The organism is Aeromonas sp. LsrichE-8G (assembly GCF_022869435.1).
Classification (GTDB): Bacteria; Pseudomonadota; Gammaproteobacteria; order Enterobacterales; family Aeromonadaceae; genus Aeromonas; species Aeromonas caviae.
This window is the reverse complement of record NZ_JALIHH010000152.1, coordinates 5,637-19,050: the sequence shown is the minus strand read 5'-3', so window position 1 is coordinate 19,050 and position 13,414 is coordinate 5,637. Positions and strand designations below refer to the sequence as shown.

The 13,414-nt window shown below is 62.6% G+C and carries 9 protein-coding genes; 6 read left to right on the top strand and 3 right to left on the bottom strand.

From position 1 onward, the window contains the following. Positions 1-167: 167 nt before the first annotated feature. Positions 168-755 carry a hypothetical protein gene (locus MUW49_RS17930; protein WP_043152400.1) on the bottom strand — a complete coding sequence of 196 codons (588 nt, stop codon included), beginning with the start codon at positions 753-755 and terminating at the stop codon, positions 168-170. Between the two features lie 258 nt (positions 756-1,013). Between MUW49_RS17930 and MUW49_RS17925 the strand changes: the two genes are divergently transcribed. Together MUW49_RS17925 and MUW49_RS17920 are read left to right on the top strand one after the other, a co-directional pair. Then, the gene (locus MUW49_RS17925) at positions 1,014-1,280 is read left to right on the top strand and encodes a helix-turn-helix transcriptional regulator (RefSeq protein ID WP_010673503.1); all 267 of its coding nucleotides are present in this window, start codon (positions 1,014-1,016) and stop codon (positions 1,278-1,280) included. 195 nt (positions 1,281-1,475) lie between these two features. Then, positions 1,476-2,837, top strand: a complete 1,362-nt coding sequence (locus MUW49_RS17920) for a sodium-dependent transporter (RefSeq protein ID WP_102948779.1) — start codon at positions 1,476-1,478, stop codon at positions 2,835-2,837. Between the two features lie 65 nt (positions 2,838-2,902). Here MUW49_RS17920 and rssA read toward each other — a convergent pair whose 3' ends face one another. Both rssA and MUW49_RS17910 read right to left on the bottom strand, forming a co-directional pair. Next, positions 2,903-3,772: a patatin-like phospholipase RssA gene (gene rssA, locus MUW49_RS17915; RefSeq protein ID WP_052815155.1), complete on the bottom strand. Its 870-nt coding sequence runs from the start codon at positions 3,770-3,772 to the stop codon at positions 2,903-2,905. A 34-nt stretch (positions 3,773-3,806) separates the two neighbouring features. Further along, positions 3,807-5,363 (bottom strand): sensor domain-containing diguanylate cyclase, encoded by a 1,557-nt coding sequence (locus tag MUW49_RS17910; protein ID WP_052815156.1) that lies wholly within the window; start codon positions 5,361-5,363, stop codon positions 3,807-3,809. Between the two features lie 210 nt (positions 5,364-5,573). On the opposite strand from MUW49_RS17910, the gene MUW49_RS17905 reads away from it, so the two are divergent. The 4 genes from MUW49_RS17905 to MUW49_RS17890 all read left to right on the top strand — a co-directional run. After that, the gene (locus MUW49_RS17905) at positions 5,574-6,626 is read left to right on the top strand and encodes an efflux RND transporter periplasmic adaptor subunit (protein ID WP_052815157.1); all 1,053 of its coding nucleotides are present in this window, start codon (positions 5,574-5,576) and stop codon (positions 6,624-6,626) included. Then, positions 6,626-9,778 (top strand): efflux RND transporter permease subunit, encoded by a 3,153-nt coding sequence (locus MUW49_RS17900; protein ID WP_052815158.1) that lies wholly within the window; start codon positions 6,626-6,628, stop codon positions 9,776-9,778. The genes MUW49_RS17905 and MUW49_RS17900 overlap by 1 nt, the downstream gene beginning before the upstream one ends. A 196-nt stretch (positions 9,779-9,974) precedes the next feature. Further along, positions 9,975-12,308: a YgiQ family radical SAM protein gene (locus MUW49_RS17895; RefSeq protein ID WP_244813043.1), complete on the top strand. Its 2,334-nt coding sequence runs from the start codon at positions 9,975-9,977 to the stop codon at positions 12,306-12,308. A gap of 169 nt (positions 12,309-12,477) precedes the next feature. Continuing rightward, on the top strand, positions 12,478-13,414 hold a 937-nt coding region (locus MUW49_RS17890; protein WP_244813042.1), incomplete at its 3' end, for an IS481-like element ISAs19 family transposase.

Sequence of the window (13,414 nt, the reverse complement as noted above, 5' to 3'; positions counted from 1 at the left end):
GCGACCAAACCAAGGTGATCGAGGTTACGGATCGAGATAGCGGGTGCGGCCATGATGATCTACCTGCAAAAGAGAGTAATAGATCAGAACGGCCGATCGCCGTCAAGCACTGAAAATAGCAAAATCAGGTGCGGAATGACGGATAACTGGCTGTTTCTTGGGATTTATTAGTGATCCAAGTAGGCGCGATGCAGTTTCTTCTCAAGCTTCATATAAGCCTCAGCCCAAGCGTGCCGCGGGGTGGCGTCACCCGCCCTGACCGAGAGGACAGCAAGATAGTCCGCCTCGGTTGCTTCGCACAGCAAGGGTGTGAAACTGAGCAAGAAGTGACGGGCGAGGTAGGGATCGAGAGGCCAGATGTTGAGGATGGCCCGCGCCACGGGCTGGACGGCGGTAGAGCAGATGAAGTGCCGATGACCCGCTTCCAGCCATTGGGCCATCTCGGCGAGGCTTTCTTCCGGCACGATGCCGCCATCGCCTTTCTCCTTGGCCAGCGTCATCGTGTGACCATTGCCCAGTGCCAGGGTGCCGTTTTCTGCCACGACGCCGTCGTGGCTGCGCAGGGGAAGCGTCGCCTGGCCTTCAAGATAGAGGCTGCAGCTGTCCGGGAGGGCCGCCAGCACGGTGGTGGCGTCCCCCTGCATGGCCATGGGCAACCAGAACGCCTCGGCCCGGGTCTGCAGACCCTGGGCGAGCTGACGGGGGAGGGAGTCCGGGTCGGAATGAAGACGGGAAATGATGCCGGGAAATGCCATGTTGATGACTCTCTTGGAAATAACCGGCGAATTATACGAGGGATGGCCGGGCAACAAGAAAGGTTTCTTTTCGAGACTGTTTACCTGAGGCGACGCAGCGATTACCATCCCCGAGGTTTGTGAAGGGTTGTCGTCGAAAGACGCTGATTATAGATAGAGGCTCGACCATAACGAGTCCGTTCAAAACTGATACACTTGACTACGAGTCGTCGCGAAAAATAAAGGTGGAGTCAATCCGCCGAACGGAGTATGGAACACATGAATTCAAATATCGTAACTGTTGGCAAGAAGATCCGTCAGATCCGCGAAGCGGTAGGCCTGAGCCGTCCCAAGTTTGCCGATCTGCTGGGCGTCCCCCCAACCACCCTGAAGAACTATGAACTGGGTTACCGTGAAGTCGGAGGCGCCTTCCTGGTTGCACTGGCCCACCACCCCGATCTGCACAAGTTCACCCTCTGGCTGCTGGCTGACAAGAAAGTCGCCGAAATCGGCCAGATCGGTCCGGACGATATTGCCAAGGCTTGATTTAGTTCAACCTTGATAAAAATGCCGCCCTCGAGGCGGCATTTTTTATTTATCAAAATGGATGATTATTTAATTAAATAATGCGTTGTGTGCGGTCAACGGCGATTTTCACTAAATCATCTTGTCGGGCTGGATTAATCCACGGAACACTCCGACCCTTTTAATTCAGGCGGTGATCCACACAGCGAGACAACGATGAGCCAATCCATTACCAAAGCCAGAGATGGGTTTACCAGCACCTTTGGCGTGCTGGCCGCGACTCTGGGGTCTGCCGTCGGGCTCGGCAATATCTGGAAGTTTCCTTATCTGACCGGTGAGAACGGTGGCGCCGGTTTTCTGCTGGTCTATGTCATCGCCACCCTGCTGGTGGGATTGCCGGTGATGATCTCCGAGATCATGCTGGGGCGCGAGGCCAGGACGGATGCGGTCAGCGGGCTCATCAAGCTGGCTCCGAAGGGGCAACCCTGGTGGCTGATCGCCGCCATGGGGGTGAGCGCGGCCTTCCTCATCATGTCGTTCTACTCCGAGGTGGCGGCCTGGGTATTTGCCTACATCTTCAAGGCGGCCAGCGGCGAGATCCTCTCCACCGATCCCGCCGTCACGGGTGCTGCCTTCAATTCACTCATCACGGATCCCTTGCAGAGTCTGCTCTGGCAGTGGCTGGTGCTGGCCCTGATGGGGGGGATCTTGCTGATGGGGGTCTCCAGGGGGATCGAAGCGGTCACCAAGCGGTTGATGCCACTGCTCTTCATCCTGCTGCTGGTGATAGGCGTGCGCAGCCTGACTCTGCCCGGAGCGAGCGAAGGACTGCATTTCCTGTTCTCGCCGGATTTCTCCAAGGTGACCGCAGGCGTCGTGCTGACGGCCATGGGGCTGGCGTTCTTCAAGCTCTCCATCGGGATGGGCTGCATGATGACCTATGGCAGCTACTTTCGGGACGATCAGCACATCCCTCTCACCACGGTACGGGTGATGTGCGCGGATCTCTTCGTCTCCATGCTGGCGGGGATCGCCATCTTCCCGGCGGTCTTTGCCTTTGGCTTCGAGCCGAGCGCAGGCCCCTCCCTGCTGTTCATCACCATACCCGCGGTGTTTGCCAGCATCCCGTTTGGACACCTCTTCATGGTGCTCTTCTTCGTGCTCTCCGCCATCGCAGCCACCGGGGCCATGCTCTCCATCCTGGAGGTGCCGGTCTCGGTGCTCTCCGAGCGATTTCACATGAGCCGCACAAGGGCGACCCTGATCAACCTGCTGGTGCTGGGAGCGGTCGGCTCGACCTGTGCGCTCTCGAGCAGCACGCTGGCGGATGTGCAGGTTGGCGGGAAAACCTTCTTCGATCTGTTCGACTTCGTCTCTTCCAACGTGCTGATGCCCCTTGGCGGCATTTTCCTCTGCCTCTTTGTGGGCTGGGTATGGGGATTCGAGCGGATGACGACGGCGCTGACCAATGGGGGCAAGCTGGCGCTGCCCATCCTCAGCCCCCTGTTTTTCATCATCCGCTATGTGTCGCCGCTGCTGATCCTGGTAGTGATGCTCAAGGGGCTGGGGCTGTTCTGAGCCGCGTAACCCGAAACAAAAAAGCGCCTATTGGCGCTCTTTTTGTCTTTTACCCCGATATGCCTTCATATCAGGCAGAGTCGTGACAGCTCCTCCTTGAGCTGCTCCAGGTTGCGCTCGACACAGGCTTCCCCCTCGTTGATGGCGTCGCTCGCGCGGTGGAAATCCATGATGGAGAGGTTGCCAAGGCGCGGGCAGAGCTGGATCTCGGGGGGATCCCCGGCCATCCGGGCACGGGTGATGCGCTCCTGCATGATGTTGATGGAGCCCGTCATCACCCCCCACATGCCGGGGGTACTGGGTTCGCGCTCGCCCCGGTTCAACCACTGGCTGAGCAGCCCCCCCTGCACGGGCTCGTCCGGTTCGTCGGTCCAGGGCTGGTGCATGTCGGTGTTGAGGTTGACGGCGATCACCACCTCGGCTCCCATGGCGCGGGCTAGGGAGATGGGGACCGGGTTGACCACGGCCCCGTCCACCAGCCAGCGCTCCTCCACCCGGGTCGGGGTGAGCAGGCCGGGCATACCGCAAGAGGCGCGCACACACTGGCGAAGCGGTCCTTCCTGCAACCAGATCTCGCGACCGGTATCGAGTTCGGTGGCGACGCAGGCAAAGGGCAGCGGCAGGCTTTCGATGGCGGGATCCCCCAGATGGCCGGCGGCGATGCCAAATACCTTGTCACCGCGAAACAGGCCGCCGGAGAGGGCAGGATCGAGCAGCCCCATGACCTGCAGGCGGCTGAAGCCGCGCACCCAGCTCTCCAGCTTGTCCAGTTCACCAGCGGCATAGGCGGCGCCGACAAAGCTGCCGATGGAGCAGCCAGCCACCAGATCCGGCTTGACGCCCAGTCGCTCCAGGGCACGGATGATGCCGATGTGGGCCCATCCTCGGGCCGCACCGCTACCCAGGGCCAATCCCAGACGGGGTTTTCGTGACACAGTTGCGTCTCCTGACATGAAGTGGGAGTCCAGCTTACTCCGGCTTCTCCTGTCCGTCATCCCGCCACGCTTCGCTGCGATTGCGGCCGTTGGCCTTGGCCTGATAGAGGGCGATATCGGCGCGGCGGATCACCTCCTGCAAGGAGATGGCCGGTGATTGACGACAGTGGCCCAGGCTGACGGTCACCTTCAGCTCGGCCGCGATGGCGCTCCAGGGATGCTCTGCTATGCACAGGCGAAGCCGCTCGGCCAAAGGGGCCAGAGGGATCGCTTCATCGGTGACGAGCAGCAGGAACTCCTCGCCGCCCCAGCGGATCAGGTGGCACTCCCGTGTCAGCAGGGACTGGCAGAGCTGCACCAGACGGATGAGGACCTGATCGCCCACCCCGTGGCCGAAACGGTCGTTGACCTGTTTGAAGTGATCGCAGTCAAACATGATGGCGCCGATGCGTTGGCGGCCTGCCAGGGCCTGGCGGTGTTCGAAGGCATCGAAGTAGTGGCGGTTGAAGGCGCCGGTCAGGGCATCGTGGCGCGACAGGTAGTTGAGGCGCCGGTTGAGGCGCTGGGCACGCAGGCTGGAGACGGTCGCCACCACCAGACAGAGAATGGTGATGAGCGCCGTCGCCGATTGCCACAACAGCGTCTGCAGCAGAGGCAGCAGCGGGATGCGATGGATGAGGGAGAGCGGTGTCTCCGGGATGGGATAGACGAGCTGCAAGGCGCCCTGTTGCCACTCATATTCCGCTGACTGCGCCGTCCTGACCGGGGGCGGCGCGGTACCGGACTGGCTGCTGGCGAGGATCTGCTGATGGGCGTTGAGCAGGAACAGGGTGCCAATCCGGGGGGCGAGGCGGTGCAGGGTCTGCGCCAGCGTGACGGTCTGGATGTCGATGCTGAGCAGGCCAATGATCTGGCCGCCCTGGGTAATGGGCTGGGAGAGGGTGATCATCTGCCCCCGTCCGGCAAAATCCTGGTAGGGGCGCGAGAGCATGGCGTGCTCCAGGTGGGGATGCCTGGCCATCGCCTCCTGCCAGTAGGCCTTGCTGTAAATCACGGGATCGAAGCGAAACTGGCTGGATGGCACCCAGGGATAGAGGTAGATGAAATTGTCCGTACCGGTGAAGTAGATCCAGGCCACGTCCCTGTCCAGCAGCTTGCTGGCCGTGGCGAGCAGGGGGGAGAGGCTGAGGGCGAGATGTATTCTGGCTTGCCGCTCGCTGCCGTCATGGGGCAGCGGGCCCTGCCCGGTCAGGTTGCCGATGAGGGCGGGGGGCAGATCGACAGGGATGCGATCCAGATTGATGCCGTGCTCCCCGTCGGATTGCAGCGCCTGATAGAGCTGGCGAGAGAGCACGGACTGGGGATTGCTGCGCAGGCGCTCCTCCGCCTGGCCGCGCATGGCCTCAAGGAAGGTCTCCATCCGCTGGTGCTGGCTGCTGAGCTGGGTCGCGGCGTTGATGGTGTCACGCTTGTTGATCTCGGTAACCTGGCGAAACGCATGTTGCAGGGCGAGCAGCAACAGCAGCAGGCCGAGGCCCAGCAGCAGCCACTGCAATCGGTATCTGGCAAAGGCGGGGGAGGGAATGGACATGGGCGTACCGGAAGATGGCGAGAGTCGGCATCAGTGTAAGGCAGAACCCTGACGCGCGTGCCGACAAGATGCGTTTTTGATGATCTTCTCACCGGACTGTTACGTTTTGTCACATTTATACATAGTCACGGCATAGTCAGGGGGTAACATGGTGCCATCCTTGATGAAGCTATCTCTTCTTCCTCTCTCTTTGACTGCATGGATCTTGTGATGAAAACGCGCGTGTGGCTGTGGCTTTTCCCTCTTCTTCTATTGCTGGCGGCGGGCGCCTGGCATCTGCGGCAGGCTGAACCCGCCAGCAAGCCAGCACCAAGAGAGATCAATATCAGGGCCGAAACCGTCAGGCAGAGTCTGGCCGAGCCCTCCATCAAGCTGGTGAGCAAGCTTGCGGCCAATCGCTCCGTGGCCATCAGCCCCGAGGTGACCGGCCGCATTGCCACCATCGCGGTGAGCTCCGGCCAGCAGGTCACACAGGGGCAGACCCTGATCGCCCTGGATGCGGGCAAGCAGCAGGCGGAGCTGGCCGAGCAGAGCGCCAGCGTGCGCGACGAGGCTCGCAAGCTGCGGGACATGCGCAAGCTGGTGGCGCGAGGCGCCGTCACCACCTCGGAGCTGGAGGGGCAGGAGGCGACTGTCGCCCAGGCCCAGGCCCGGGTCGATGCGGCCCGTTACGAGCTCTCCCTGCGCACCCTGGCCGCCCCCTTCGACGGCACTGTCAGCCTCATCGATCTCAGCGAAGGAGCCCTGGTCAACAGCGGCGACGTGCTCTTGCATCTGGACGAGCTGGCAAAACTGCGGCTCGATCTGGCGGTGCCCGAGCGCTACCTCTCCCTGCTGCGCCCCGGCATGGCGGTGACGGCAACCAGCTCGGCCTGGCCGGATCAATCCTTTTCCGGCGTGCTGGAGACCCTCGACAGCCGGATCTCCAGCGACACCCAGAACATCAAGGCCCGCGTCATCCTGCCCAACACCGGTGGCCAGCTGCGTCCCGGCATGCTGATGAACGTGGATCTCTCTCTGCCACCCCAGAAGATGACCCTGATCCCCGCCCAGTCGGTGGAGTATGCCGGCGAGCAGCGCTTCGTCTATCGCCTGGAGGCGGACGGACGGGTGAAGCGCGTGCCGGTGGAGCTTGGCGACACCCATGGCGAGGCCGTCTGGGTGCTCAAGGGGTTGAACGTCGGCGATCGCATCGCGGTGGAGGGGCTGGTCAATCTGCGCGACGGCGCCCAGGTACGTGATCTGGGCGAGGTGAAAGGCTGATGTGGCTCTCCGATATCTCAGTACGCCGTCCCCTGGTGGCGGTGGTCATCAGCGCCCTGCTCACCGTGTTCGGCCTGGTGGCCTTCAGCAAACTCACCGTGCGGGAGATGCCGGATGTGCAGACCCCGTCCGTTTCCATCACCACCACCTATGAGGGGGCGGCCCCCGAGGTGATGGAGAGCCAGGTCACCAAGCCCATCGAGGATCAGCTCTCCGGCATCAGCGGCATCAAGAACATCAACTCGGTGACCCGCAAGGGGCGCTCCTCCATCACGGTGGAGTTCAAGCTCGGCTGGAACATGCTGGAGGGCACCTCCGACGTGCGTGACGCCATCTCCCGGGCCAGACCCAAGCTGCCAGACGGGGCGGACGAGCCCATGGTGACCAAGGACAACGGCAACGGGGATGTGGCCATCTGGCTCAATTTCAGCAGCACCCAGATGGACCGTACCGCCATGACGGATTACGCCAATCGCATGCTGGTGGACCCCTTGAGCCTGGTGGACGGGGTAAGCGAGGTCTCCCTCTCCGGGGACCTGACCCAGGTGATGTACGTGCGGCTGCGCCCCGCCGACATGGCGGCCCGCGGCATCACGGTGGCCGACGTGCAGGATGCCCTCAAGCGGGAGAACATCGAGCTGCCGGGCGGCGAGATCCGCAACAACACCATGACCATGGCGGTGCAGATCGCACGGCTCTATCACAGTGCGGAAGATTTTCGCACCCTGCCGGTGAAAACTGCCACCAATGGTCAGAGCATCTATCTGGCGGACATTGCGGATGTGGAGGTGGGGGCCAAGAACGAAGACAGCGCCTATCAGCGCAACGGCCGCGAGAGCCTGGGGATTGGCATCGTCGCCCAATCCACAGCCAACCCCCTGGCGGTGGCCCAGGGCATCGAGAAGAAGCTCGTGGAGATGCAGCGCTTCCTGCCGGAGGGGGCTACCCTTGAGGTCGACTACGACTCCACCATCTTCATCAAGCAGGCCATCGACGAGGTGTATGAGACACTCGCCATCTGCGCCCTGCTGGTGGTGGCCGTGCTCTATCTCTTCCTCGGGCAGGGGCGCACCACCCTCATTCCGGCCATCACGGTGCCCGTCTCCCTGATTTCGGCCTTCATCGGTGCCTGGTATCTGGGCTTTTCCATCAACCTCATCACCTTGCTGGCCCTCATCCTCGCCATCGGCCTGGTGGTGGATGACGCCATCGTGGTGGTGGAGAACATCCACCACCACCTGCAACGGGGCGAGTCCCCCTTGATGGCGGCCTGGCACGGCACCCGGGAGGTGGGCTTTGCCGTCATCGCCACCACCGCCGTGCTGGTGATGGTGTTCGTGCCCATCGCCTTCATGGACGGCATGGTGGGGCGCCTCTTCACCGAGTTCGCCATCCTGCTCTCCCTGGCCGTGCTCTTCTCCTCCCTGGTGGCGCTCACCCTGACCCCGGCCATGGGCTCCTGGCTGATGCGTGCCGTGGACAAGCCCAACGCCCTGACCGCCACCCTGGACAAGGGACTTGGCTGGGTGGAGGAGCGTTATCGCCGCGTGCTGGGGGCCGTGCTGCGCCGCGCCGTCTGGATGCCCCTGGTGTTGCTGCTCTGCCTCGGCGGCATTGGCGCCCTCTTTGGCAAGCTGCCCGCGAGCCTCACCCCGACCGAGGACAGGGGCGTGCTCTATGTGTTCGTGAAAGGGGCGGAGGGCACCAGCATCGAGCGGATGAAGCGCAACATGCAGCAGGTGGAGGCCGCCATCCTGCCGCTGCTCGGCAAGGGGGTGGTGCAGGCCATGAGCTTCAGCACCCCGGCCTTCGGGCGCGGCGGCGATCAGACCGGCATGGCCATCATCCAGCTCAGTGACTGGGCGGTGCGAGACGAAACGGCCACCGAGTTTGGCCGCTCCCTGAGCGGTCGCCTCGCCGGCATCCCCGACGTGATGATCCGCACCTTCCAGCCGGGGTTCAGAGGCGGCTCCACCGCGGCGGTGCAGTTCGTGCTGCAAGGCTCCGATTACGGCGAGCTCAACCAGCAGGGGCTGGCGCTCAAGGAGGCGGCGGCCCAAAGCGGGCTGATGCAGAGCCCGGATCTCGACTATGCCGAGAAGACCCCGGAGCTGCAGGTGACCATAGAGCGGGAGCGAGCCACCCAGCTCGGCATTCCGGTCTCCACCATCGCAAGCTCCCTGCAGGCCCTGCTCGGCGGCGTCAGCCAGACCACCTATGTGGACAGGGGCGAGGAGTATGACGTCTACCTGCGCGCCAACCAGACCCAGTTCAACGGTATCTCCGACATCAGCCGCATCTATTTGAAGGCCGCGAGCGGCGAGATGGTGAGCCTCTCCACCCTGGCGACCGTCACCCAGGTGGCGAGTCCCCAGCGCCTCAACCACTACCAGCGCCAGAAGGCGGTCACCCTCACCGCGGACGTGGCCTCCGGCCACACCCTGGGGGAGGCGCTCGACTTCCTGGATGGCTGGGCCGCGGATCACCTGCCCACCGGCATGTCGGTGGATTACGCCGGCGAGTCCAAGGACTATCGCGACAACCAGGGGGAGATGGCACTGGTGTTCGGCCTGGCCCTGCTGGTGGTCTATCTGGTGCTGGTGGCCCAGTTCGAGAGCCTGCTGACCCCGGCGGTGGTGATGATGACGGTGCCGCTCGGCATCTTCGGCGGCCTGCTCGGCCTCTGGCTCACGGGGCAGGAGCTCAGCATCTACAGCCAGATAGGCATGATCATGCTCATCGGCATGGTGACCAAGAACGGCATCCTCATCGTGGAGTTCATCAACCAGCTGCGCCAGCGGGGTGAAGGGTTCGAGGAGGCGATCATCAAGGGGTCGGTGCGCCGCCTGCGCCCCATCTTGATGACCTCGCTCACCGCCATCATCGGCGCCGTGCCCCTGATGCTCTCCATGGGGGCGGGGTACGAGAGCCGGATGGCCGTGGGGACCGTGGTCTTCTTCGGCTTGTCCTTGGCGACCCTGGTGACCCTGCTGGTGGTGCCCGCCATCTATCACCTGATCGCCAGACGCGCGGGGATGACGGGGGCACGGGACCGACTGGTGGACGAAATACTGGCCACGGCAACCCCGGCCAGTCCCTCCCCGGTGCCGGGGGCGGTGGTCCCCGAGGGGCGGGACAAACCGGCGGCCTAGCGTGCCGACCCGGATGACAGCAAACAGGGCGCCAATGGGCGCCCTGCTTGTTGATGAGATCGGAGTCTGTCACGCCGACCTGTCGCGCCCGCTCGAAGGCGCCCCTTCCCCTCGCGTTCTGTAGGGGCAAAAAGCCGTCGCCCCCGCCTTGCTCTGCCGGTATAATGCGCGACCCGAATTGTTCCAGGTGGTCAAAATGCAGCCGGTTACCAACCTCTTCTCCTATCCCCGTTACTGGGCCGAGTGCTACGGCACGGCGCCCTTCCTGCCCATGTCCCGTGCGGAGATGGACAAGCTCGGCTGGGACAGCTGCGACATCGTGCTGGTGACAGGCGACGCTTACGTGGATCACCCGAGCTTCGGCATGGCGGTGATCGGCCGCATGCTCGAATCACAGGGTTTTCGGGTCGGCATCATCGCCCAGCCGGACTGGTCATCGAAGGATGACTTCATGCGCCTGGGCAAGCCCAACCTCTTCTACGGGGTGACGGCGGGCAACATGGACTCCATGATCAACCGCTACACCGCCGACAAGAAGCTGCGCCACGACGACGCCTACACCCCGGGGGATGTGGGCGGCAAGCGGCCGGATCGCGCCACCTTGGTCTACACTCAGCGCTGCAAAGAGGCCTATAAAGAGGTGCCGGTGGTCATCGGCGGCATAGAGGCATCCCTGCGCCGCATCGCCCACTACGACTACTGGTCCGAGACCATCCGTCGCTCCATCCTGATCGACGCCAAGGCCGACATCCTCATCTACGGCAACGCCGAGCGCCCCCTGGTGGAGGTGGCTCACCGCATTGCAGGTGGCGAGACCATCGAGACCATGCAGGACATTCGCGGCACCGCCGTGATCCGCAAGGAGCCGCTGCCGGGCTGGCGCGGGGTGGATTCGAGCAAGCTCGACCAGATTGGCCGCATCGATCCCATTCCCAACCCCTATATGGAAGGGGCCCCCTGCAGCGACGACGAGGGCACTGCGCCGATGGAGCAGGAGGCCAAGCCCATCCTGGTGCAGCCCCCTAAGCAAAAACCGTGGGAGAAGACCTATGTCAAGCTGCCGGCGTTTGAGCGGGTGAAGGAGGACAAGGTGCTCTACGCCCATGCGTCGCGCATCCTGCACCACGAGACCAACCCGGGCTGCGCCCGCGCCCTCTCCCAGGCCCACGGCGATCGCATCATCTGGGTCAACCCGCCTGCCTTCCCGCTCGAGACCGACGAGATGGACGGGGTGTTCGGCCTGCCGTACCAGCGGGTGCCGCACCCGGCCTATGGCAACGAGAAGATCCCGGCCTACGACATGATCAAGACCTCGGTCAACATCATGCGTGGCTGCTTCGGCGGCTGCTCCTTCTGCTCCATCACCGAGCACGAAGGGCGCATCATCCAGAGCCGCTCGGAAGAGTCGATCTTGAAAGAAATCGAAGAGATCCGCGACAAGGTGCCGGGCTTTACCGGCGTCATCTCGGATCTGGGCGGCCCCACCGCCAACATGTACCGCTTACGCTGCAAGAGCCCCAAGGCCGAGCAGACCTGTCGCCGTGCCTCCTGCGTCTGGCCGACCATCTGCCCGCACATGGACACCGACCACAGCCCGACCATCAACCTCTATCGCAAGGCGCGCGACCTCAAGGGCATCAAGAAGATCCTGATCGCCTCCGGCGTGCGTTACGACATCGCGGTGGAAGATCCGCGCTACATCAAGGAGCTGGCCAAGTACCACGTCGGCGGCTACCTCAAGATCGCGCCGGAACACACCGAGGAGGGCCCGCTCTCCAAGATGATGAAGCCGGGCATGGGCAGCTACTACAGCTTCAAGGAGCTGTTCGACAAGTACTCCAAAGAGGCGGGCAAGCAGCAGTACCTGATCCCCTATTTCATCTCCGCCCACCCAGGCACCACGGATGAAGACATGGTGAACATGGCGCTCTGGATCAAGTCCAACCGCTTCAAGCTCGATCAGGTGCAGAACTTCTACCCGTCGCCGCTCGCCAACGCCACCACCATGTATTACACCGAGAAAAACCCCCTCAACAAGGTGAGCCGCCAGGGCGGGGACGTGTTCGTGGTGAAAGGGGAGCGTCGCCGTCGCCTGCACAAGGCGCTGCTGCGCTATCACGATCCGGCCGGCTGGCCGATGATCCGCGAAGCCCTGCTGGAGATGGGCAAGGGTCACCTCATCGGCAACGGCCCCGACTGCCTGGTGCCGCCGGAAGGCCGTGGCGAAGCCAAGGCCGAGCGCAGCCGCAGCAAGGGCCTCAAGCCCGCGTTGACCCGCCACAGTGCCATCACCCATCAGCGCAGTAACGGGGCTGGCAACAAGACAACGGGCGGCAAGCCGGTGGGCTCCCAGTTGCAGAAAGGGGCGGGTAATGGCAAACCGGCCGCACATGGCGAAGGCAAGGGCAAACCTACCGGAAAACCCGCCCACAAGGGTAAAACCCCGACCCGTGCAGGCTCTGCCAAGCCGGGTACTCAAGGAGGCAAGCCAGCGGCGAAAGGGAATGGTGCCAAGCGACCGGCTCGGTGAGTTTTCCTGATTTGAAAGCGATAGAAATAAGAAGGCGACCAGATGGTCGCCTTCTTATTGTTGTATGGAGATGGTATTCACCTGACAGTTGCCCACAAAAGGGAGTGGTCATACGGCTTCAAACCGGATAACAAAACGGTACCCCTACCGTGTTATCTGGAGTCACCGTATGACCACCAACGAGAAAGTAGCACGTCGCAAACTCAGCCTGCTAGAGCTCGCCAAAGAGCTCAATAATGTCAGCAAAGCCTGCAAGCTCATCGGCTACAGCCGTCAGCAGTTCTACGAAATTCGCCGTAACTACCAGACCTATGGCGCCGAGGGATTGCTCGACAAATTGCCCGGGTGTAAAGGGGCTCATCCCAATCGGGTCGCTCCTGAGATTGAACAGGCCATCCTCGATTACTCCCTCACCAGACCAACTCATGGCCCGCTGCGGGTCGCCCAAGAACTGGCTCTGCAAGGCATCAATGTCAGTGCGGGTGGTGTGCGTGGCGTGTGGCAACGTCACGACTTGCTTTCCAAACACGACCGCTTGTTGCGCCTCGAGAAAACCCACCGGGAGCAGACCATTGAGCTCAATGACGAGCAGATTCGCCTGTTAGAACGCTTCAGCCCCGAGTTTCGCGAACGCCAGATTGAGGTCCACTACACCGGAGAACTGGTGGCGGTTGACACCTTCTTCGTCGGCGCGCTCAAGGGGGTTGGCAAGGTGTATCTGCAAACCGTGCTGGACTGCTACAGTCGCCATGCCTGGGGACGGCTCTACACCAGCAAGCTGCCGGTGACCTCGGTTCATGTGCTCAATGAAACGGTACTGCCGTTCTTCGAAGCCCATGAGGCTCGGGTCTATACCATCCTGTCAGATAACGGGCGCGAGTTCTGTGGGCGCCCAGACCATCATCCCTACGAGCTGTTTCTGCAACTGGAGGGAATTGAACACCGGACAACCAAGGTACGCAGGCCGCAGAGCAACGGTTTTATCGAGCGACTGCATCGCACACTGCTGGATGAACACTTCCGTATCAAGGGGAGAACGACCTGGTATGAGTCGGTAGAACAGATGCAGACAGACCTGGATAGCTACCTGGAACACTACAACACCC